We start from the raw sequence: 23316 nt of genomic DNA, 5'->3' as shown, positions 1-23316 counted from the left end.
GCGGCTTTACTGCTATTTAATATTTAAATATCACCGTGGGGAATTTTACCGGGCAAAGGCAATCGCCCCCAATAAACGCTGTGCAGCACTTCCTCAAGTTGAATCTACGTCACATTTTCAGTGCGGAAATATTTGTAGACGAAAGATTTCAAGTTGTGTCAGTTTCGATACGCCTTCAAAAGAGGCGAGTGATAGGACTATCTCGCCCGCGAGGTTCCTGTCGAACAAAGACTGATGCACTTGCAAACAAGGAAGTACGTTTATGTCAAAAGTAAAAGACAAAGCTATTGTATCTGCCGCGCAAGCCAGCACTGCTTACTCGCAAATCGATAGCTTTAGCCATCTCTACGACCGTGGCGGTAACCTCACGGTCAATGGTAAACCGTCCTGGACGGTGGACCAGGCAGCGGACCACCTGCTGCGTGATGGCGCCTCGTACAAAGATGTGAACCACAACGGCAAGATCGATCTGACTTACACCTTCCTCACCTCGGCTACCACGGCAACCATGAACAAACATGGCATCTCCGGGTTCAGCCAGTTCAACGCCCAGCAGAAAGCACAGGCCGTACTGGCCATGCAATCCTGGTCGGATGTCGCCAACGTGAGCTTTACCGAAAGCGCGTCGGGCGGCGATACGCACATGACCTTCGCCAACTACAGCGGCGGCCAGGCCGGTGCAGCGGCCTTCGCCTACCTGCCCGGCACCGGCGCAGGCTACGACGGCACCTCGTGGTACCTGACCAACAGCAGCTACACGGTCAACAAGACGCCGGACGTGAACAACTACGGCCGTCAGACCCTGACCCACGAAATCGGCCACACCCTGGGCCTGGCGCACCCTGGCGACTACAACGCCGGGACCGGCAACCCGACCTACAAAGACGCGGACTATGGACAGGACACGCGTGGCTACAGCGTCATGAGTTACTGGAGCGAAAGCAACACCAACCAGAACTTCAGCAAAGGCGGCGTCGAGGCTTACGCGTCGGGCCCGCTGATCGACGACATTGCCGCGATCCAGAAGCTCTACGGCGCCAACTACAACACCCGCGCCGGCGACACCACCTACGGGTTCAACTCCAACACCGGGCGTGATTTCTACAGCGCCACATCCAATGCCGACAAGCTGGTGTTCTCGGTATGGGACGGTGGCGGCAACGACACCCTGGACTTCTCCGGCTTTACCCAGAACCAGAAGATCAACCTCACTGAAGGCTCGTTCTCCGACGTTGGCGGCCTGGTGGGCAACGTGTCCATCGCCAAGGGCGTGACCGTGGAGAATGCGTTCGGTGGTTCGGGCAATGACCTGATCATCGGCAACAACGCCGTCAACATCATCAAAGGCGGTGCCGGCAACGACATCATCTACGGCGGTGGCGGGGCGGACCAGCTGTGGGGCGGCGCGGGCAACGACACCTTCGTGTACGGTGCCAGTTCCGACTCGCGTCCGGGCGCGGCCGACAAGATCTTTGACTTCACCTCAGGTTCGGACAAGATCGACCTGTCCGGTATCACCAAAGGTGCAGGCTTGAGCTTCGTCAATGCGTTCACCGGGCATGCCGGCGATGCTGTGCTGAGCTACGCCTCGGGGACCAACCTGGGCACCTTGGCTGTCGACTTCTCGGGTCACGGCGTGGCGGATTTCCTCGTCACCACCGTCGGCCAGGCCGTCGCCAGCGACATCGTGGCGTGATGTAAAACGCGCGGCGCTTCGGCGCCGCGTTCCAGGACGGAGCCTGAAATGCCGCGTTTTTCCCATTTGATCGCCTGTGTGTCGCAGGTGTTGTTCGTGTCGGCAGGAGCCCAAGCAATGGCGAGCAGTCTCGTGTTACCCAGCACCGCCCAATTGGCCGGGCACTGGGAGTTGAAGCAACAGGATCAGGTTTGCGCGCTGGACCTGCTGGAACAGGCCAATGCTTTGGCCGGTGATGTGGCATGCGCCGAACAATGGCTGGGCGACAAACCCCTGAGTTGGTCACCTACCCCGGATGGCATCTGGCTGATGAATGCCGAAGGCACTGGCATTACCCATTTGAACCGCCAGAAAGAAGGTGAATACACCGGGCGCACACCGTCGGGCACGGAAGTGACATTGCAACGCACTCACTAATAAAAAGTTATAGGCATATAGCTTGATTGATTAGTTGGCCGTCCCCGATTCAGGGGGCAGGGCAACTATTGCGCATTATTCGCTCCAGGGAAGATCTAACACTATGGCGAAGTCCCATGCGGTTGCGCCCTTATTCAGGGCGTTGGGTGAATACAAGAGTATTTTGATCAGCGTCGGTTGTTTTACCGCCTTGATTAACGTGTTGATGCTGGTGCCGTCGATTTACATGCTGCAAGTGTATGACCGCGTGCTGTCCTCCCAGAATGAAACCACCCTGGTGATGTTGACGCTGATGGTCGTGGGCTTCTTCGCGTTTATCGGCACGCTGGAAGTGGTGCGCAGTTTTATCGTGATCCGTATCGGCAGCCAGTTGGAGCGACGCTTCAACTTGCGCGTGTACAAGGCCGCCTTTGAACGCAACTTGAAAAGTGGGCAAGGCCACGCCGGGCAATCCCTGGGCGACCTGACCCATATCCGCCAGTTCATCACCGGGCCCGCGCTGTTCGCGTTTTTCGACGCGCCGTGGTTTCCCATCTATCTGTTCGTGATTTTCCTGTTCAACGTGTGGCTGGGCGTACTGGCCACGGCGGGCGCGGTGCTATTGATCGCGCTGGCGTGCCTCAATGAATACCTGACCAAAAAGCCCTTGGGCGAGGCCAGCGGGTTTTCCCAGCAGTCGACCCAGTTGGCCACCAGCCATTTGCACAATGCCGAGACGATCCAGGCCATGGGCATGCTGGGTGCGCTGCGCAAACGCTGGTTCGCTGTGCATTCGCAATTCCTCGGCTTGCAGAACAAGGCCAGCGACACCGGCTCGGTCATCACTTCGCTGAGCAAAAGCCTGCGCCTGTGCCTGCAATCGTTGGTGTTGGGCCTGGGCGCTTTGCTGGTGATCAAAGGCGACATGACCGCCGGGATGATGATCGCCGGCTCCATCCTGATGGGCCGCGTGCTCAGCCCCATCGACCAGTTGATTGCGGTGTGGAAGCAGTGGAGTTCGGCCAAGCTGGCCTACCAGCGCCTCGATGAGTTGCTGCGCGAGTTCCCGCCCCAGGCCGAGCAGATGGCCTTGCCGGCGCCCAAAGGCCAGGTGAGCTTCGAGCAAGTCAGCGCGGGCCCGCCGGGGCGGCGGATGGCGACGTTGCATCAGGTCAGCTTCCATCTTGGCGCAGGCGAAGTACTCGGCGTGCTGGGCGCGTCCGGCTCCGGCAAATCCACCCTGGCCCGCGTGCTGGTCGGTGTGTGGCCAACCCTGGCCGGCACCGTACGGCTGGATGGTGCTGACATCCATCGCTGGGACCGCGACGACCTTGGCCCGCACATCGGCTACTTGCCACAAGACATCGAACTGTTCAGCGGCAGCATCGCCGACAACATCGCGCGTTTTCGCGACGCTGACCCGGCACGGGTGGTGCAGGCCGCACAACAAGCCGGCGTGCACGAACTGATCCTGCGCTTGCCCCAAGGCTACGACACCGTGCTGGGCGACAACGGCGGCGGCCTGTCCGGAGGCCAGAAACAGCGCGTTGCTCTGGCCCGCGCCCTCTACGGCGCGCCGCGTTTGATTGTGCTCGATGAACCCAATTCCAACCTCGACACGGTCGGCGAAGCCGCATTGGCCAGTGCCATTGTGCAGATGAAAGCCCAGGGCAGCAGTGTGGTGCTGGTCACCCACCGTTCCTCGGCGTTGGCCCAGGCCGACAAGTTGGCGGTGCTCAATGAAGGGCGCCTGCAGGCATTCGGCCCGAGCCAGGAAGTGCTGCGCGCCTTGTCGGGCCAGCAGGAAGCACCCAAGGAAAAAACCGGGGTGAGTTTCAGTCGTCAGTACCAAGCCGGAAGGAACCCAGGCGCATGAGCAGCCTTACTGTTGAACCTCGTGTTAAAGAACGTGACGCCGGTTTTTTCGTGAAAATGGGCTGGTTGCTGACAGTAGTTGGCGCTGGCGGTTTCTTCCTCTGGGCCAGCCTGGCCCCGCTGGACCAAGGCATCCCGGTGCAAGGCACGGTGGTGGTGTCGGGCAAGCGCAAGGCCGTGCAAACCCTCAGCCCCGGCGTGGTCAGCCGGATTCTGGTGAAGGAGGGCGAGCTGGTAAAGCAAGGCCAGCCGCTGTTCCGCCTCGACCAGACCCGGAACCAGGCCGACGTGCAATCCCTGCAAGCCCAGTACCGCATGGCCTGGGCCAGCGTGGCGCGCTGGCAGAGTGAACGTGACAACCAATCGGCGGTGACCTTTCCCGCAGAACTGAGCGCCAATCCTGATCCGGCGCTGGCGTTGGTGCTTGAAGGGCAACGTCAACTGTTCAGCAGCCGCCGCGAAGCGTTTGCCCGTGAGCAGGCCGGGATTCGCGCGAATATCGAAGGGGCCACCTCGCAACTGGGCGGTATGCGGCGTGCCCGCACCGACCTGACCGCTCAGGCCCAATCCCTGCGCGACCAACTGGCCAACCTGCAACCCTTGGCCGACAACGGCTATATCCCGCGTAACCGCTTGCTCGACTACCAGCGTCAACTGTCTCAGGTGCAACAGGATCTGGCACAGAACGCAGGCGAAAGTGGCCGTGTGGAGCAGGGCATTCTTGAATCGCGTCTGAAGCTGCAGCAGCACAGTGAGGAATATCAAAAGGAAGTGCGCAGCCAATTGGCTGACGCGCAACTGCGCAGCCTGACCCTGGAACAACAACTGACGTCGGCCGGGTTCGACCTGCAACACAGCGAGATCAACGCACCGGCTGACGGCATCGCGGTCAACCTGGGCGTGCACACCGAAGGTGCCGTGGTGCGCGCCGGGGAAACCCTGCTGGAAATCGTGCCCCAAGGCACGCGCCTTGAGGTGGAAGGGCACTTGCCCGTGCACTTGGTGGACAAGGTGGGCACGCATTTGCCGGTGGACATTCTGTTTACCGCCTTCAACCAGAGCCGCACCCCGCGCGTGCCGGGGGAAGTCAGCCTGATCTCCGCCGACCAGATGCTCGATGAAAAGACCGGCCAGCCGTATTACGTGCTGCGCACCAGTGTCAGCGAAGAGGCGCTGGCCAAACTTCACGGTCTGGTGATCAAGCCGGGCATGCCTGCCGAGATGTTCGTGCGCACCGGCGAGCGCTCGTTGCTCAATTACCTGTTCAAGCCGCTGCTCGATCGCGCCGGCTCTGCGTTGACTGAGGAATGAGCATGAAGTCAGTGTTCATTGCGTTGATGGTGGTGTGTGGCGGGGCCGAGGCGGCTATGGGGCCGTTCGATGTGTACGAGCAGGCCCTGCGTAACGATCCGGTGTTTCTGGGGGCCATCAAGGAGCGCGACGCCGGCCTGGAAAACCGCGCCATTGGCCGCGCCGGCCTGTTGCCCAAGCTGTCCTACAACTACAACAAGGGCCGCAACAACTCCGAGGCGCATTTGCCCGACGGACGCGGCGGCAGCTACCGCGACGACCGCAACTACAACAGCTACGGCTCGACCTTCAGCCTGCAACAACCGTTGTTCGACTACGAAGCCTACGCCAACTACCGCAAGGGCGTGGCCCAGGCGCTGTTTGCCGATGAAAGTTTCCGTGACAAGAGCCAGGCCTTGCTGGTGCGCGTGCTGAGCTATTACACCCAGGCGCTGTTTGCCCAAGACCAGATCGACATCGCCCGCGCCAAAAAGAAAGCCTACGAGCAGCAGTTCCAGCAAAACCAGCACCTGTTCCAGCGAGGCGAGGGCACGCGCACCGATATTCTGGAAGCCGAGTCACGCTATGAGCTGGCCACCGCCGAAGAGATTCAGGCGCTGGATGAGCAGGATGCGTCACTGCGCGAGCTGGGTGCGTTGATTGGCGTGCAGAGCGTCAACATCAATGACCTGGCGCCGCTGAATCAGAACTTTGCGGCGTTCTCCCTCACGCCCGCCAACTACGACACCTGGCACGAACTGGCGATCAGCAATAACCCCACGCTCGCGTCCCAACGCCAGGCCGTGGAAGTGGCGCGTTATGAAGTGGAGCGCAACCGTTCCGGGCACCTGCCAAAAGTCACTGCCTATGCCAGCTCGCGCAAGCAGGAGTCGGACAGTGGCAACACCTACAACCAGCGCTACGACACCAACACCATCGGCATTGAAGTCAGCTTGCCGCTGTATGCCGGTGGCGGCATCTCGGCGTCCACGCGCCAGGCCAGCCGCGGCATGGAGCAGGCCGAGTACGAGCTGGAAGGCAAGACCCGCGAAACCCTGATCGAGCTGCGCCGCCAGTTCAGCGCCTGCCTGTCGGGCGTGAGCAAGCTGCGCGCTTACCAAAAGGCCCTGACCTCCGCCGAAGCGCTGGTGGTGTCGACCCAGCAAAGCATCCTCGGCGGCGAGCGGGTCAACCTCGACGCGCTGAACGCCGAGCAGCAGCTGTACAGCACCCGTCGCGACCTGGCCCAGGCGCGTTACGACTATTTAATGGCCTGGACCAAATTGCACTACTACGCGGGCAACTTGCGCGACACCGACCTGGCCAAGGTGGACGAGGCCTTTGGCCCGACGAAATGAGCACCGATAAAAACAATAAGGATGGTTTAAATGATCACCGACTCATCCCGCTTCAAACCCTTTACCGCAGGTTCCTTGCTGCTGTTGTCCGTTGCGGCGCAGGCGGCTTACACCGAGACCGGCCAAGCAGGTAACCCCGCCAGTTGGCGTTCCGCCGAGTTCCAGAGCGACTGGGGCCTTGGCCGCATGAAGGCGGATGAAGCCTACGCCGCCGGCATCACCGGCAGCGGGGTAAAAATCGGCGCGCTGGACTCGGGTTTCGACACCGAGCACCCCGAAGCGTCCAAAGACCGCTACCACGCGGTCACCGCCACCGGCAGCTATGTCAACGGCAGCCCGTTCAGCACCACCGGTGCACTGAACCCCAACAACGACTCCCACGGCACACACGTCACCGGCACCATGGGCGCCGCGCGTGACGGCGTGGGCATGCATGGCGTGGCGTATAACGCGCAACTCTACGTGGGCAACACCAACGCCAACGACAGCTTTCTGTTCGGCCCAACGCCAGATCCCAAGTACTTCAAAGCGGTGTACACGGCGCTGGTGGATTCCGGCGTGCGCGCCATCAACAACAGCTGGGGCAGCCAGCCGCCGGATGTCAGTTACCAGACCCTCGGCGGCCTGCACGCCGCCTATGCCCAGCACTACAACCAAGGCACCTGGCTGGACGCGGCGGCCGACGTGGCCAAGGCCGGCGTGATCAACGTGTTCAGTGCGGGCAACAGTGGCTACGCGAACGCCAGCGTGCGTTCGGCGCTGCCGTATTTTCAGCCGGAACTGGAGGGGCACTGGCTCGCCGTGTCGGGGCTGGATAAAGCCAATAACCAGAAGTACAACAAGTGCGGCATCGCCAAATATTGGTGCATTTCCACCCCGGGCGCGCTGATCAACAGCACGGTGCCCGGTGGCGGTTATGGGGTGAAATCCGGCACCTCGATGTCGGCACCCCATGCCACCGGCGCGCTGGCGCTGGTGATGGAGCGCTACCCGTATATGACCAACGAGCAGGCGTTGCAGGTGCTGTTGACCACCGCCACTCAACTCGACGGTTCGATCACCCAGGCGCCCAATGCCATTGTCGGCTGGGGCGTGCCGGACCTGGGCCGTGCGATGCACGGGCCTGGGCAATTGCTCGGCGCGATGAATGTGAGCCTGGCCGCCGGGCAGGGCGATGTGTGGAGCAACGGCATCTCCGACCAGGCCTTGATTCAGCGCCAGGCCGAAGACCGTGCCGAGCACACGGCGTGGCAACAAACCCTGATCGACAAGGGCTGGCAAAACGGCGTGGCGGCGGGTGCCAGCCAGCAAGACAAGACCGATTACGCGGTCGGCAGCGCGCGTGACGCCGCTGCGGCAAACCGGGTGTATGAAGGCAGCCTGATCAAGTCCGGCGCCGGCAGCCTGGTGCTCAGCGGTGACAGCACCTATCGCGGTGCAACGACCGTCAACGGCGGCCTGTTGGCGGTGAATGGTTCACTGACCTCGGCGGTGACCGTCAACAACAGCGGCACCCTCGGCGGTTCCGGGCGGATTGGCGCGTTGGCGGTGAACAACGGCGGCACCGTGGCCCCGGGCAATTCCGTGGGCACCTTGCAGGTGGCGGGCGATGTGAACCTGGGCGCGGGCTCCACCTACGCGGTGGAACTCACGCCCACCAGCAGCGACCGCATTGTGGCCGGCGGCAAAGCCATCCTCGGCGGCGGCACCCTGACCCTGGCGCTGGAAAACAGCCCCACTTTGCTCAGCCAGAGCCAGGTACAAAGCCTGATCGGCCGGCAGTATTCCATCCTGCAGGCGGCGGGTGGGGTTCAGGGCCAGTTCGGGCAAGTGTTGCCCAACTACCTGTTCCTCGGCGGCACCCTCGACTATGCCGCCAATGGCGTGCAGTTGGACGTGGGTCGGAACAACAACAGCTTCGCCAGCGTTGCTGCCAACCGTAACCAGCGCAATGTTGCTGCGGCCGCCGAACAATTGGGCGCGGGCAACCCGGTGTATGAAAGTGTGCTGCAGGCGGAGTCGGTAGCGGCTGCGCGGCAAGGCTTTCAACAGCTGTCCGGCGAAATCTACCCGGCAATCGGCGCCATGCTGATTAACGACAGCCTGCAACTGCGTGACGCCGTGGGTGAGCGCCTGCGCCATGTGCCGGTGGCCGGTGAAAGCAACCTGTGGCTCAAGGCCCTCGGTGCCTGGGGCAAGGCCGACGGCCGCAGCGAAACGGCCGGCACCACCAGCTCCATCGGCGGCCTGCTGGCCGGTGTGGACGGCGCACTGGACGAGCAGACCCGTGTGGGTGTGGTCGCCGGCTACAGCGCCAGTTCGTTGAACATGGGCAGCGGCACGCACTCATCGGCCTCCGTCGACAGCTACCACTTCGGCGCTTACGCCGGGCGTGAACTGGGCGACTGGCGTGTCAGCGTCGGCGGTGCCTACAGCTGGCATCGCGGCGATGTGAAGCGCGACCTGCAATACGGTGAAGTCAGCGGCAAGCAAAAAGCCAAGCTGGATGCGCGTACCGCCCAGCTGTTTACCGAGGCTGCCTATCGCATCCGGCTGCAACCCCTGACCCTGGAGCCGTTCGCCAACCTGGCCTACGTGCACCTGGACAGTGATTCCTTCCACGAAAAAGGCGACGCCGCAGCACTGGAGCGCGGCAGTGACCGACGCGACGCGGTGCTCAGCACATTGGGCCTGCGCGCCCTGAAAACCCTGCCGCTGAATGACCACCAACAGCTCGAGCTTTCCGGCTCGCTGGGTTGGCAGCACAGCCTCACCGCCGTTGAGTCCGAAGAGCGCCTGGGGTTTGTCGCCGGTGGACCGCAGTTTGCGGTGCGCAGCACGCCATTGCTGCGTGACGCGGCGCTGGTGGGCGTGCAGGCCAGCCTGGCACTGAGCCCGACCACGCGGGTCAACCTCGACTACAACGGCCAGTTGGGTGGCCGCGAGAAAACCCAGGGCGTGGGGCTGAGCCTGAACTGGCAGTTCTAAAGAACACCATCGATCAAAAAAGTGTGGGAGCTGGCTTGCCTGCGATAGCGGTCGGTCAGTGGCGAAGGTGCTGGCTGGTACACCGCTATCGCAGGCAAGCCAGCTCCCACAGGTGATCGAGGGTGTTGGGTGGAGATGATTTTCAAATAAGTGCAATAAGAAAACTAAGGAAGGTCACCGTGAAAAAACGCAAGTCAGGGTTATTTACCGCCACTCACACAGGCCCGGGCTACCCGCTCAAGGCCTTGAGCTGCGTGCCATACGGCGCGCTGCTGTGCTGCCTGGCAAGCCTGGGGACCGCCCAGGCCGCACCCTACGTGGAAACCGGCAAAGTGGGCGACGCCGCCAGTTGGCGCAGCAACGAGTTCAAGGCCGATTGGGGCCTGGGCGCCATCCAGGCCGACACGGCCTACGCTGCCGGCTATACCGGCAAAGGCGTGAAGCTGGGGATTTTTGACCAGCCGGTGTACGCCCAGCACCCGGAATTCGCCAGCCCCAACAAGGTGGTGACGATCGTCACCGAGGGCATTCGCCAATACACCGACCCGTATATCCCGGTAAAGGCGGGCGACGCGTTCCGCTATGACGGTACGCCGTCCAAGGATTCCAACGGCAAGCTGGGCAACCACGGCACCCACGTCGGCGGGATTGCCGCGGGCAACCGAGACGGCGGGCCTATGCATGGCGTGGCGTTCAACGCGCAAATCATCACGGCGGAAAACGGCGACCCAGGGCCCGAAGACGGGATCATCCTCGGCAACGACGGCGCGGTGTACAAAGCCGGTTGGGACGGGCTGGTCGCCAGCGGCGCACGCATCATCAACAACAGCTGGGGCATCGGCATCGGTGATCAGTACGCCAAGGGCGGCCGCGATCCGGCGTTCCCCAACTTCACTGTCAATGAAGCCCAGGCGCAGTTCAATACCATCCGGCCGATCCTCGGCACCCTTGCCGGAGGCGCTTATCAAGGCGCAATCGATGCAGCGCGCAGTGGCGTGCTGACGATTTTTGCGGCGGGCAACGACTACAACCGCAACAACCCGGACGCCATGTCGGGCCTGGCGTACTTTGTGCCGGAGATTGCACCGAACTGGCTGTCGGTCGCCGCATTGCAGCAAAACCCGAACACCGCGAGCCCCGATCCCTATGTGATCAGCACCTTCTCGTCGCGCTGCGGTTATGCGGCGAGTTTTTGCGTGTCGGCACCGGGTACCAAGATCTTCAGTTCGATCATCAACGGCACCGACCTGAGCAACCTCACCACCGACTGGGCCAACAAAAACGGCACGTCCATGGCCGCGCCCCATGTAGCCGGTGCGGCAGCCGTGCTGATGGAACGCTTCCCCTACATGAGCGGTGACCAGATCTCCACGCTGCTCAAAACCACGGCCACCGACCTCGGTGCGCCGGGCATCGACTCCCTTTATGGCTGGGGCATGATCAACCTGGGCAAGGCGGTCAATGGGCCGGGGATGTTCATTACGGCTGAAGATATTCCGGCTGAATTCCGCATCGACGGCGCCTACGGCAGCGGGCAGTTTGTGGCGGACTTGCCAGGCGTGGGCGCGGTGGTGGACGCCGGTAAACCGACCCAGCGCCTATGCAATGATATCCATTGCGGGCGCGATGTATGGAGCAACGACATCGCCGGGCATGGCGGCCTGACCAAGCAGGGCATCGGCACATTGGTGCTGACCGGCGCGAACACCTACAGCGGCCCGACCCTGGTCAATCAAGGCCTGCTGGCGGTCAATGGCTCGGTCACCTCTGACGTCACCGTCAGCCAGAGCGGCGTGGTGGGCGGCTCGGGGCGTATCGGCTCGTTGACGGCGAAAAGTGGCGGCACCGTGGCGCCGGGCAATTCCATCGGCACGCTGAATGTGGCCGGTAACGTGACCTTCGATGCCGGTTCGACCTATGCGGTTGAATTGTCGCAAACCAGTAGCGACCGCATCGTCGCTGGCGGCACTGCCGCGCTCAACGGCGGCACCGTGACCCTGGCCCTGGAAAACAGCCCGACGCTGCTGACCAACGCCCAAGCCCAAAGCCTGATCGGCCGCCAGTACAACATCCTGCAAGCGGCGGGCGGCATCACCGGCAGCTTTGGCGCGGTGGTGCCCAACTACCTGTTTGTCGGCGGCACGTTGAACTATGCACCGACCGGTGTGCAGTTGGATGTGGTGCGCACCAACAGCTTTGCCAGTGTGGCCACCACGCCGAACCAGCGTGCCGTGGCGGCCGCAGCCGACAGGTTGGGCGCGGGCAACGCGGTGTATGAAAGCCTGCTGCTGGCGCCAACGGCGGCCTCGGCACAGGGCGCGTTCCAGCAACTGTCCGGCGAAATCTACCCGGCCGTGGAAACCGCACTGATCAACGACAGCCGCTACGTGCGTGAGGCCGTAGGCGAGCGTTTGCGCAACGGTGAGATGGGCGCATCCAGCCAGACCGTCGACAGCCGTGGCAACGTGTGGGTCAAGGCATTGGGCGCGTGGGGCAAGACTGACAGCCGCAGTGACACGGCGGGCTACACCACCTCCCTCGGCGGCATGTTGGCGGGTGTGGACGGTGCGCTCGATGAGTCCACCCGCATCGGCCTGGTCGCCGGCTACAGCGATACTTCGCTGAACATGGGCAATGACACCCACAGCCGTGCTTCGGTGGACAGCTACCATTTCGGCGCGTACGCCGGGCATGAAATCGGCGCCTTGCGTTTGAGCGGCGGCGCGACTTACAGCTGGCACCGTGCAGATGTGAAGCGTGACCTGCAATACGGCAATGTGGCCGGCAAGCAAAAAGTCAAAGTGGATGCCACCAGCACTCAGGTGTTCGGCGAAGCCGCGTACCGCGTCAACCTGCAACCCCTGGCGTTGGAACCCTTCGCCAACCTGGCCTATGTGCACCTGGACAGTGATGGGTTCACCGAGAAGGGCGATGCTGCCGCGCTCAAGGGCCACGACGACACCCGCGACGTGGTGCTGAGTACCTTGGGCGTGCGTGCCCTGAAAACCTTCAACGTGAATGACCATCAGCAACTCGAGGTGTCCGGCACCCTGGGCTGGCAGCACAACCTGAGCAGCACCGATTCCGAGCGGCACTTGGCGTTTGCTTCGGGCGGTCCTTCGTTTGCCGTGGAAAGTGCGCCGATGGTGCGTGACGCGGCGCTGGTGGGCGCGCGGGTCAGCCTGGCGTTAAGCAAGGATGCACGGGTGAATTTTGACTACAACGGCTTGCTGGCCAGTAAAGACAAGGTTCACGGGGTGGGGTTGAGCCTCGACTGGGCGTTCTAAAGATTTACGCACCCCTTGAATGGGACAGGGTTTGTGTGGGCGCTGGCTTCTGTGGGAGCTGGCTTGCCTGCGATGGCATCACCTCGGTCTGACTGACTCACCGAGGCGCCCGCATCGCAGGCAAGCCAGCTCCCACACAAGCTCGGCGCTTAAACAGGCTAATGAGTATTTCGGCTTTCTCTACAAATCCAACAACAGAGAGGCACTACCATGGGTATCTTTGACTATAAAAACCTCGGCACCGAGGGCTCCAAAGCGTTGTTTGCCGATGCCATGGCGATCACGCTGTATTCCTACCACAACCTGGATAACGGCTTTGCCGTGGGCTACCAGCACAACGGCCTGGGGCTTGGCTTGCCGGCCACGCTGGTGAGTGCGCTGCTGGGCAGCACGGACTCACAGGGTGTGATTCCCGGCATTCCGTGGAACCCTGATTCGGAAAAAGCCGCCCTTGAAGCGGTGCAAAAGGCCGGGTGGACGCCGATCAGCGCCAGTACGTTGGGCTACAGCGGCAAGGTGGATGCACGGGGCACGTTTTTCGGTGAAAAAGCCGGCTACACCACGGCGCAGGTCGAGGTGCTGGGCAAATACGATGATGCGGGCAAGTTGCTCGAAATCGGCATCGGTTTTCGCGGCACGTCCGGGCCACGGGAAACCCTGATCAGCGACTCCATCGGCGACATCATCAGTGATTTGCTCGCCGCACTCGGCCCCAAGGACTATGCAAAAAATTACTCCGGCGAAGCCTTTGGCGGCTTGCTCAAAAACGTCGCTGACTATGCCAGCGCCCATGGTCTGACCGGCAAGGACGTGGTGGTCAGCGGCCATAGCCTCGGCGGGCTGGCGGTCAACAGCATGGCGGACCTGAGTACCAACAAATGGTCGGGGTTCTACAAGGACTCCAACTATGTGGCCTACGCTTCGCCCACCCAGAGCGCCAGCGACAAGGTGCTGAATATCGGCTACGAGAACGACCCGGTGTTCCGCGCGCTCGACGGTTCATCCTTCAACCTGTCGTCCCTGGGCGTGCATGACAAACCCCACGAGTCGACCACCGACAATATCGTCAGCTTCAACGACCACTACGCCTCGTCGCTGTGGAATGTGCTGCCGTTTTCCATCGTCAACCTGCCGACCTGGGTGTCGCACCTGCCCACCGGTTATGGCGACGGCATGACGCGCATTCTTGAATCCGGCTTCTACGACCAGATGACCCGCGACTCCACGGTGATCGTCGCCAACCTGTCCGACCCGGCCCGGGCCAACACCTGGGTACAGGACCTGAACCGCAATGCCGAGCCCCACAAAGGCAACACCTTCATTATCGGCAGCGACGGCAACGACCTGATCCAGGGCGGCAAGGGCGCGGATTTTATCGAAGGCGGCAAGGGCAACGACACGATCCGCGACAACAGTGGGCATAACACCTTTCTGTTCAGTGGCCACTTCGGCAATGACCGCGTGATTGGCTACCAGACCAGCGACAAACTGGTGTTCAAGGACGTGCAAGGCAGCACCGACCTGCGTGACCACGTGAAGGTGGTCGGCGCCGATACGGTGCTCACCTTTGGCGCCGACTCGGTGACGCTGGTGGGCGTCGGCCATGGCGGCCTGTGGGCCGATGGTGTTTCCATCAGCTGACGCCACGCGCTGCCTTTACCAGCCGCGGTGCCAGTACGGCCGAGGGTAGCCATACCCGTAGCCGTAATAATGATGCGGATAGTAGTAAGGTCGTGGCGCATAGCCCCAATGCCCGTAATACACCGGCGGCGGCGGGGCTTGCACCACGACCACCCGTGGCGGCTGGCGAATGATGATGGTGTCGGCAAAGGCTGGCGCGCTAGCCAGCGCTGCCAGTGTCAGGGGGATCAGGAAAAGCGCGCGTAGTGCTCGGGGCATGCGTGCCATGGCTGTCGTTCTCCGTGCTGCGCCTTCAGAGATGAAAGCGACTTACCGGTTAAACGCCATAGCGAGGCAAATCCTTCGGTAAATTAATCTTCACTGAACACGACGACGGATTGCACCGGCTCAAACGTTCAATGACTACCTGCGAGATGTTTCGCGCGTCATGTGTGAGGAGCCGAGCATGTTCCGAATTCGTTTGCTGCTGTGTGCCCTGGTGCTGCTGGGGCTCGGCGGGTGTGCGGTGTACCCGGCCTATCCGGGCCCGTGCTGCTACCGCCCGTACTACCATTCGTACTATTACCATCCCTACTATCATCCGTATTACTACCACCCGTACTACCGGTGATGAACCGCCAAAAAAAGCCCCGCATTTGCGGGGCTTTTTTGTTGTCATTTTTCGCTGCGTACCGTCGCCACGTCATCGGCTTTGACACGGATGTGCTTGCCGGCGATGTCGGTGAATTCGTAGAACCCGTCCGCTGTTTTGGTCTTCGGCGAATCCTTGGTCAAATACTGTGTGCCGTTTTGCAACGTCACCACCGTTTGCGTCGAGCAACCGGCCAATACCAGAAAAGTGAGTGCAACCAGTGGCAGACCCAAATTCTTCATGTTCATAACCCTTACCTTTAACCCTGGAAAGTCCCGCGCAATGGGCTGCGGGCAGCAAATGTTACGCGATCGACACCCTCATCTGATCACTTTTATACGGAAAGTTGCGTGCGCCATTTATCTATTACCGATTGCAACAAGGCATTTGCGACGGCACTCTGTATGCATAACCAGTATTTGATCGGCGCGCGACATGGCCAACCCCCTCGACGACCCCTTGTATTACCTGCATAACTTCCGCCAAGTGCTGCTGTGGCTGGGGCAACGCTATGCCGATTTGCTCGACCCCGACGAATTGCAGTTTATTCAGCAATTCGACAGGTTGCCGCAGGCCTCCCAGGCCCTTTTGGTGCGCATGGTGATGCGCAAGGGTGTGCATTTTCGGGCGAGCAAGCTCAATTATCTCGAGATCGGTTGCACCCACACGGCCGCGTTGGCGTTGGTGGAGCAGGGGTGGGTCGATACTCAGGGGTTGCTCGCGTTTGAAGAACTGTTCGCCTTGCTGCAAAAAGGCGAAATCCTTGGGGCTTTCAAGCCATGGATCGAGCAACCCAAAGGCAAAAAGGCCGACTGGCTGGAGACATTGGCGGCGCAGTTCCCCGAGCGCCGCAGCTTTGCCCACTGGTGCCCGCAACTGAACGATGCGCTCTACAGCCTCACGGTGATGGACCTGTGCGACCGCCTGCGCCTGATGTTTTTCGGCAACCTGTACCAGGACTGGTCGGAGTTCGTGCTGGCCGACCTGGGCATCTACACCTACGAAAAAGTCGCGTTCTGCGCCGAGTCCCGTGGCCTGCGCAATCGCGAGGACGTGCAGGGGTTTCTGTTCCTGCACCAGTGTCAGCAAGCGTACGAGGCGGGTGAAGCGCTGGAAGGCGTGCTGGCGCAGATTGCCACGTTGCACACCGACAACCCCTGGTTGGAAAAACGTCGCGCCAAGCTGTTGTTTCAGGTCGGCCAGTATTGCGAGCGCAGTGCTGAATTGGGGCTGGCAGCGCAGATTTACCGCCAGTGTGCCTACCCTGGCGCACGCTCACGGCTGATCCGCGTGCTGGAGCGCCAGGAAGACTACGCCCAGGCGATGGCGCTGGCGTGCACCGCCCAACAGGCTCCGGAAAGCGCCGCCGAAGCCCAGCATTTATTACGCGTGCTGCCACGCCTGCGGCGTAAGTTGGGCGAGCCGGCGCTGCCCAAGGTCAAGCCCCGGGAAGTCCCGCGCCTGGATCTGGCGTTGGCTTTGCCTGAGCCGCTGGTGTCGGTTGAGTATTGCGTGCAGGCCCATTTGAGCGAGCCGCAAGGGCCGGTGCATTACGTCGAAAACGGCCTGATCAACTCGTTGTTCGGCCTGCTGTGCTGGGATGCGATCTTCGCGCCCTTGCCCGGCGCGTTTTTCCACCCGTTCCAGCGCGGGCCGGTGGACCTGCACAGCGAAGACTTTCACCAGCGCCGCGCCACCTTGTTCACCGCGTGCTTCGAGCAACTGCAAGGCGAGCATTACAAAGCCACCATTCGCCAGCGCTATGTGGACAAATGGGGCATCCAGTCGCCGTTCGTGTTCTGGAACCTGCTCAGTGAAGAGCTGCTGGAACAAGCCCTGGAGTGCCTGCCCGCCGACCACCTGCGTTACTGGTTTGAACGCTTGCTGCTGGACATTCGCGCCAACCGCGCCGGCATGCCGGACCTGATCCAGTTCTGGCCCGCGCAGAAAACCTACCGCATGATTGAGGTCAAAGGCCCCGGTGACCGCCTGCAAGACAACCAACTGCGCTGGCTGGAATTCTGCGCCGAGTACCAGATGCCGGTCACCGTCTGCTATGTGCGCTGGGCAGAGTCCGCTTGAGCTACAGCGTGGCCGTGCGGGCACTGTGTGAGTTCACGGCCAAGGTCGGTGACCTTGATCTGCGCTTTACGCCGTCACCCAGCGCCCAGGAAGGTATTGTCGGCCATCGCACGGTGGCCTCGCGGCGCAGCGCGCACTATCAACCTGAAGTCGCGCTGGAAGGCGTATACCGGCAGCTCACCGTGCGGGGCAGGGCGGACGGCTACGACCCCGACAGCAATCGCCTGGAAGAGGTGAAAACCTACCGCGGCGACCTCGACGCCCAGCCCGCCAACCACCGCCAATTGCATTGGGCGCAAGTCAAGGTCTATGGCTGGCTGATGTGCCAGAAGCTGGGGCTCAGTGAAATCGACTTGGCGCTGGTGTATTTCGATATCGTCGGCGAGGGTGAAACGCTGTTGAACCAGCGTTTTCAGGCGGCCGAGCTGGAGTTGTTTTTCCACGCGCAATGCGCGCTGTTCCTCGGCTGGGCCACACGCGAAATGCAGCACCGCGACGCGCGCAACCGCGCTGCGCAAGGCCTGGCGTTTCCCCATGCGGCCTTTCGCCCCGGCCAGCGCTCGTTGGCCGAAACGGTCTATAAGGCGGTCAGCACCGGGCGCTGCCTGATGGCTCAGGCGCCCACCGGCATCGGCAAGACCGTCGGCACGATCTTCCCGATGCTCAAGGCCCTGGCGCCCCAGCAACTGGACAAAGTGTTTTTCCTCACCGCCAAGACCCCGGGCCGCAAGCTGGCACTGGATGCCGCCCAGGTTTTGTACGACAGCTGCCCCGACTTGCCCTTGCGCGTGCTGGAACTGGTGGCACGGGACAAAGCCTGCGAACACCTGGATAAAGCCTGCCACGGTGATTCCTGCCCGCTGGCCAAGGGTTTTTACGACCGCCTGCCCGCCGCACGCATGGCTGCCGCCAATGTGCGCCTGCTGGACCAGCGCAACCTGCGTGAAGTCGCACTGGCCCATAACGTCTGCCCCTATTACCTGAGCCAGGAAATGGCGCGCTGGGCCGACCTCGTCGTCGCTGACTACAACTACTATTTCGACTTCGGCGCCATGCTGTTCGGCCTCGCCCAGCTCAATCAGTGGCGCGCCGCCGTGCTGGTGGACGAAGCGCACAACCTGGTGGAGCGCGCACGCTCGATGTACAGCGCGAGCCTCGATCAGTACAGCCTCAAGACCTTGCGCGACAGCGCGCCCGAGCCGCTGAAGAAACCCCTGCAACGCCTGAACCGCGAATGGAATGCCCTGCACAAGGAACAGGTCTCGCCGTACCAGGCCTACGCCAGCAAACCCGACAAGTTACTTCAGGCCTTGAGCCTGTGTGCCAGCGCCATGGGCGATTACTTCAACGATCACCCCGAAGCCCTCAGCGGCGACCTGCAAGCCTTCTATTTCGAGGCCCTGCAATTTGCCAAGGTGGCCGAGCTGTTCGACGAGCACTTCATCTTCGATATCAGCAAGCGCGAATTCGGTGGCAAGCGCAGTGCTTCGACCCTGTGCCTGCGCAACGTGGTGCCGGCCGAATTCATCCGGCCCAGGTTGACCGCCGCGCGCAGCAGTGTGCTGTTTTCCGCGACCCTGAGCCCGCGTCATTACTACGCTGACCTGTTGGGCTTGCCGGCAGACACCGCGTGGGTGGATGTGGAGTCACCGTTCAAGGCCGAGCAATTGCAGGTGCGCATCGTCAGTGAGATATCCACGCGCTTTGTGCATCGCCAGGCTTCGCTGGAACCGATTGTCGAATTGCTCGCCCAGCAGTTTGCGCAGAGGCCGGGCAACTACCTGGCGTTCTTCAGCAGCTTCGATTACCTGCAACAGGTGGCACAGTTGATGGCCGAGCGGCATCCGCAGGTCGCGCTGTGGTTGCAATCACGCGGCATGGCCGAGGCCGAGCGCCAGGCTTTTCTCGATCAATTCACCCAGCACAGCCGGGGTATCGGCTTTGCCGTGTTGGGCGGCGCGTTTGGCGAGGGTATCGACCTGCCGGGGGCGCGGCTGATCGGGGCGTTTATTGCCACCTTGGGGTTGCCGCAGCTGAACCCGGTGAACGAACAGATGAAAGCGCGCATGGCCGCGATTTTCGGTTCCGGTTACGACTACACCTACCTGTACCCCGGCATACAGAAAGTGGTGCAGGCGGCGGGGAGGGTGATCCGCAGCCAACAGGACGAAGGCGTGGTGATGCTGATTGACGACCGCTTTGGCGAGGCGCGGGTGCGGCAGTTATTGCCCCGTTGGTGGGCGCTGGCCTGAGTCATTCCGGCCATCAATGATGCTGGCTGCAACCTGCGCAATCCTGCACGCTGGGCAAAACCTTGAGGAAGGCCACGCCCATGACCGAGCAGACCATCACCGTCAACGGTATCGCGTTATGTGTCCACATTGCCGGCCCCGAACACGGCCAGCCCATCTGGCTTCTGCACGGTTTTCCTGAGTGCTGGCATTCCTGGCGCGAGCAGATGCCTGCCCTGGTGGCCGCAGGTTATCGGGTGTACGCCCCCGAAATGCGCGGCTACGGTCAATCCGGTTCACCCGAGGGCGTTGCCGATTACGACGTGCTGACCTTATGCGCCGATATCCAGCAGGCCATGGATCACTTCGGGCAAAAGCAGGTGGTGATGGTCGGCCATGACTGGGGCGCCGTGGTGGCCTGGCACTTGGCGTTGTTGGAACCCGAGCGCGTGACGCACTTGATCACCATGTCCGTCCCTTTTGCCGGGCGCGCCCGCCGGCCGGTGATCGAGATTCTGCGCGAGCTGTATGCCGACCGATTCAATTACATCCTGTATTTCCAGGAACCCGGCGTGGCCGAGCGGGAGTTGAATGCCGATATCGAACGCACGCTGCGACTGTTCATGCAGGATCAGGACGTGTTTTTGCAAAAGAAACCGCCCAGCGCCACGTTGCTTGAGGGCGTTGCTGCGCCGAAAGCCTTGCCGGGCTGGTGCAGCCAAGCGGACCTGGAGGTGTACGTGCAGACCTTTACCCAACACGGCTTTCGCGGCCCGTTGAACTGGTACCGCAACTTCGAACGCAACTGGCAGCGCACCGAGTTCCTGGCGGGCCGGCAAGTGCTGCAGCCCACACTCTTCCTGATTGGCGACCGCGACCCGGTGGGCGTGTTCGAGGCTCACACCCTCAAGCGCATGCCCGATACAGTGCCGCGCCTGGAACAGCATGTGTTGGCCAACTGCGGTCACTGGATCCAGAACGAGCAAGGGGCGCAGGTCAACGCGCTGATGCTCGGGTTTCTAGGGAAAAGGTAAAGGTTGCACCATGGCCGGGGCGGTCTACCAGTTGGATACTGCGCCCGTGCAATTGCAGGATGCGGTGCACGATACGCAGGCCCAGGCCGCCATCACGGCGTGCGCCGCCAATGGTGAAGGCGCGCAGGAACAGGCCTTCGCGCAGTTCGGTGTCGATGCCGGGGCCACTGTCGCTGACGGTCACGCCCACGGCATGGGGCGTCGGTGCCAGGATCACTTCGACCTCACCGTTGACCGGCGTATGGCGCAAGGCGTTGTCCAGCAGGTTGGTCAGTACCCGCTCGATCAAACCCAAATCCGCCAGCACCGTCGGCACCTGCGGCGGCAGGGTAGCGGTGAGGGTGATGCCGCGGGCTTCGGCGGTCAGTTCGAATTTCTGGAAGATGTCCTGCACCAGGTCCGGCAGCGAGAATCCTTCGATCACCGGCTGTACAAAACCGTGTTCCAGGCGCACCAGTTCCAGTAATGACTGGGCCAGGCCGCCGACCTTGCGGCTCTGGTCTAGCGCAATGCCCAGGTAACGGCGGCGCTCTTCGGGGCTGAGGCTGGCGTCCTTGAGGGACAGGGTTTCCAGGTAGCCATGCAGCGAGGCCAGGGGTGTGCGCAGGTCATGGGAAATATTTGCGACCATCTCCCGGCGTTCCTGGTCCTGGTGGGTGATGGCCCGCCACTGTTCACCCAGGCGGTTTTCCATTTGTACGAAGGCATGGTCGAGCACGGCGATTTCGTCGCTGCTGTCCAGTTCCGGCGTAGGGACTTGTACGGGTTTTGGCGCTCCATTGATGTCGAACCGGCCGACCTTGTCCGTCAACTGGCGCAAGGGGCGGGTGATCCAGGCAAAGGCGATCAGGCCGGCCATCAGGCACAGCAACGCCACCAGGCCGATGGACCACAACGCGATTTTCAACGCCATACCGGTAGCGTCCTTGGCGTCGTACACGTCATGGGCCTCGCCGAGCAGCACCACATACAGGAAACCGGTTTGCTGGCCGTTGGCCTTGAGCGGTGCGGCGCTGAACACCTTGCGCCCGTCGACGCTGCGCGGGTCATCGCCGAGGATCGGCAGCATGGCGCCGCTCAAGAAACGCCGCACCGGCGCCAGGTCCACGTGATCGCGCAACAAATGCCCGCTGGGCGCGGCATTGCCCACCACGCGGCCGTCGATATCGAGCAAGTACACTTCCACGCTTGGGTTGACCAGCATCAACTGGCTGAACAAATTGCGCACCGCGTCGGGCTTGAGGCCGTCGGCGTCCATCAATTGGGTGTCACGGGCAATGTGCGCCGCCAGGTCGCGGGACAGGCCTTGCACCACTTCCAGCTCATGCATGTGGTTGGAGCGTACTTGCAGCCACGCCGAGGTGCCGCTGCAGATCACCAGCAAGACGGCGAACACCACCGACAGGCGTTGGGTCAGGGTCAGCTTCATGGCGGGCCCTCGGCAAACTTGTAGCCACGGCCCCACACCGTGAGGATGCGCGCCGGGTTGGCCGGGTCGGCTTCGACCTTGGCGCGCAGGCGGTTGATATGGGTGTTGACCGTGTGTTCATAGCCTTCGTGGCTGTAACCCCACACGGCATTGAGCAGGTCCATGCGCGAAAACACCTTGCCCGGCTGGCGTGCGAAAAAGTACAGCAAGTCGAACTCACGCGGCGTGAGGTCCAGGCGCTGGCCTTGCAGGGTGGCTTCGCGGGTCAGCGGGTTGATGAACAAGTGGTTGAGGTCGAGGCTGCCGGCGTCCATTTTCAGGTTGCGTGCCATGGCATCGACCCGGCGCAGCAGGGCCTTGACCCTTGCCACCAGCTCCGGCATCGAGAACGGCTTGGCCAGGTAATCGTCGGCGCCCAGTTCCAGGCCGAGAATGCGGTGCAGCTCGCTGGAGCGCGCACTGGTGATGATGATCGGCGTGTAGCGCGTCATGGCCCGGGCGCGGCGGCAGATCTCCAGGCCATCGACGCCGGGCAGCATCAGGTCGAGGATCAAGGCATCCCAGCCGCCTTGCTCCAACAGGCGCAACCCTTCGTTGCCGTCGGCGCTGTGCACCACCTCGAACTGTTCGTCACGCAGGTGCAGGCAGATCAAGTCGGCAATATGCGCATCGTCCTCGACCACCAGGACACGTTTGGGCTGTTCCATGCAGAAAACCTTTGCTTGTGGTGCGCGCATTGTGCGGGTTTTGACACAGTGTAGTTATCACGAATTGTTTAACTCTGCGTGAGGATTTCGCGACCGCCCGGCGCGCAGGATGGCGTTATCGCTCATTGAGGAAAACGCCATGTACTCACGTCGACAAATGCTGCTGGCCGGTGGTGGCCTGGGCGTCGCCGTTCTGGCCGGTGGCCTGCTGAAACAGCTCAACATGATCACCGAGGCCGAGGCTGCCGAGACCTTTGAGGTCAACCACACCGAAGCCGAATGGCGCAGCCTGCTCACCGCCGAACAATTCGACGTGCTGCGCGAGGAGGGCACCGAACGCCCTTACAGCAACAAGCTGAATGACGAACACCGCACCGGCACTTTCGCTTGCGCAGGTTGCGCCTTGCCGCTGTTTTCCTCGGCCACCAAATTTGACAGCCACACCGGCTGGCCAAGTTTCTGGCAGCCGCTGGACAACGCCGTGGCCAGCCACACCGACACCTCCTATGGCGTGGTGCGCAAGGAAATCCACTGCCGCCGTTGCGGTGGCCACCAAGGCCACGTGTTTGACGACGGCCCGGCGCCGACCGGTCTGCGCTACTGCATGAATGGCACGGCCATGACGTTTACGGCGGCTTAAGCCGATGTTTATCAATTCTTATAAGGGACGA

Annotated in this window: 17 protein-coding genes; 13 read left to right on the top strand and 4 right to left on the bottom strand. The window is 62.0% G+C overall.

Annotated elements, in window-relative coordinates:
• The first annotated feature begins 262 nt into the window (after window positions 1–262).
• The 8 genes from AB4P94_RS22510 (at window position 263) to AB4P94_RS22475 (ending at window position 14531) form a co-directional block, all read left to right on the top strand.
• On the top strand, window positions 263–1696 hold the full coding sequence (locus AB4P94_RS22510; protein ID WP_395607527.1) for a serralysin family metalloprotease: 1434 nt from the start codon (window positions 263–265) through the stop codon (window positions 1694–1696).
• A 48-nt stretch (window positions 1697–1744) separates the two neighbouring features.
• A complete protein-coding gene (locus tag AB4P94_RS22505) occupies window positions 1745–2113 on the top strand; it encodes a protease inhibitor Inh/omp19 family protein (RefSeq protein ID WP_395607526.1) in 369 nt (122 codons plus the stop codon).
• A 103-nt stretch (window positions 2114–2216) separates the two neighbouring features.
• Entirely contained in the window at window positions 2217–3968 is a 1752-nt protein-coding gene (locus AB4P94_RS22500; RefSeq protein ID WP_395607525.1) for a type I secretion system permease/ATPase, read from the top strand.
• A complete protein-coding gene (locus AB4P94_RS22495; RefSeq protein ID WP_395607524.1) occupies window positions 3965–5278 on the top strand; it encodes an HlyD family type I secretion periplasmic adaptor subunit in 1314 nt (437 codons plus the stop codon). Before AB4P94_RS22500 ends, AB4P94_RS22495 begins: the two co-directional genes overlap by 4 nt.
• A 2-nt stretch (window positions 5279–5280) precedes the next feature.
• Window positions 5281–6615: a TolC family outer membrane protein gene (locus tag AB4P94_RS22490; protein ID WP_395607523.1), complete on the top strand. Its 1335-nt coding sequence runs from the start codon at window positions 5281–5283 to the stop codon at window positions 6613–6615.
• 30 nt (window positions 6616–6645) lie between these two features.
• Window positions 6646–9603, top strand: coding sequence for an autotransporter domain-containing protein (locus AB4P94_RS22485; RefSeq protein WP_395607522.1), 2958 nt, complete (start codon window positions 6646–6648; stop codon window positions 9601–9603).
• 179 nt (window positions 9604–9782) lie between these two features.
• On the top strand, window positions 9783–12890 hold the full coding sequence (locus AB4P94_RS22480; RefSeq protein ID WP_395607521.1) for an autotransporter domain-containing protein: 3108 nt from the start codon (window positions 9783–9785) through the stop codon (window positions 12888–12890).
• A 210-nt stretch (window positions 12891–13100) separates the two neighbouring features.
• The gene (locus tag AB4P94_RS22475) at window positions 13101–14531 is read left to right on the top strand and encodes a lipase (protein ID WP_395607520.1); all 1431 of its coding nucleotides are present in this window, start codon (window positions 13101–13103) and stop codon (window positions 14529–14531) included.
• A 15-nt stretch (window positions 14532–14546) separates the two neighbouring features.
• Here the strand turns inward: AB4P94_RS22475 and AB4P94_RS22470 are convergent, their stop codons facing one another.
• Window positions 14547–14798, bottom strand: a complete 252-nt coding sequence (locus AB4P94_RS22470) for a hypothetical protein (protein ID WP_395607519.1) — start codon at window positions 14796–14798, stop codon at window positions 14547–14549.
• A gap of 178 nt (window positions 14799–14976) precedes the next feature.
• Here AB4P94_RS22470 and AB4P94_RS22465 point away from each other — a divergent pair, with 178 nt between their 5' ends.
• Window positions 14977–15141 carry a hypothetical protein gene (locus AB4P94_RS22465; RefSeq protein ID WP_395607518.1) on the top strand — a complete coding sequence of 55 codons (165 nt, stop codon included), beginning with the start codon at window positions 14977–14979 and terminating at the stop codon, window positions 15139–15141.
• A 44-nt stretch (window positions 15142–15185) separates the two neighbouring features.
• On the opposite strand, the gene AB4P94_RS22460 is transcribed toward AB4P94_RS22465, so the two are convergent.
• Complete coding sequence (locus AB4P94_RS22460) at window positions 15186–15410, bottom strand: YgdI/YgdR family lipoprotein (protein ID WP_395607517.1); 225 nt, start codon at window positions 15408–15410, stop codon at window positions 15186–15188.
• Window positions 15411–15597: 187 nt separating this feature from the next.
• On the opposite strand from AB4P94_RS22460, the gene AB4P94_RS22455 reads away from it, so the two are divergent.
• The 3 genes from AB4P94_RS22455 to AB4P94_RS22445 all read left to right on the top strand — a co-directional run bounded on the left by AB4P94_RS22455 (window position 15598) and on the right by AB4P94_RS22445 (window position 20509).
• Entirely contained in the window at window positions 15598–17244 is a 1647-nt protein-coding gene (locus AB4P94_RS22455) for a VRR-NUC domain-containing protein (RefSeq protein ID WP_395607516.1), read from the top strand.
• Window positions 17241–19496: an ATP-dependent DNA helicase gene (locus AB4P94_RS22450; protein WP_395607515.1), complete on the top strand. Its 2256-nt coding sequence runs from the start codon at window positions 17241–17243 to the stop codon at window positions 19494–19496. The genes AB4P94_RS22455 and AB4P94_RS22450 overlap by 4 nt, the downstream gene beginning before the upstream one ends.
• Window positions 19497–19576: 80 nt before the next feature.
• Entirely contained in the window at window positions 19577–20509 is a 933-nt protein-coding gene (locus AB4P94_RS22445; protein ID WP_395607514.1) for an alpha/beta fold hydrolase, read from the top strand.
• On the opposite strand, the gene AB4P94_RS22440 is transcribed toward AB4P94_RS22445, so the two are convergent.
• Both AB4P94_RS22440 and AB4P94_RS22435 read right to left on the bottom strand, forming a co-directional pair.
• Window positions 20472–21938: an ATP-binding protein gene (locus tag AB4P94_RS22440; protein WP_395607513.1), complete on the bottom strand. Its 1467-nt coding sequence runs from the start codon at window positions 21936–21938 to the stop codon at window positions 20472–20474. The genes AB4P94_RS22445 and AB4P94_RS22440 overlap by 38 nt on opposite strands.
• Window positions 21935–22645, bottom strand: a complete 711-nt coding sequence (locus AB4P94_RS22435) for a response regulator transcription factor (protein ID WP_395607512.1) — start codon at window positions 22643–22645, stop codon at window positions 21935–21937. Before AB4P94_RS22435 ends, AB4P94_RS22440 begins: the two co-directional genes overlap by 4 nt.
• A gap of 139 nt (window positions 22646–22784) precedes the next feature.
• Between AB4P94_RS22435 and msrB the strand changes: the two genes are divergently transcribed.
• Window positions 22785–23285: a peptide-methionine (R)-S-oxide reductase MsrB gene (gene msrB, locus AB4P94_RS22430; protein WP_395607511.1), complete on the top strand. Its 501-nt coding sequence runs from the start codon at window positions 22785–22787 to the stop codon at window positions 23283–23285.
• Window positions 23286–23316 lie beyond the last annotated feature (31 nt).

This window comes from Pseudomonas sp. B22129 (assembly GCF_044218875.1).
In the GTDB taxonomy this organism is placed as follows: domain Bacteria; phylum Pseudomonadota; class Gammaproteobacteria; order Pseudomonadales; family Pseudomonadaceae; genus Aquipseudomonas.
This window is presented reverse-complemented; position numbering and strand designations above follow the sequence as displayed.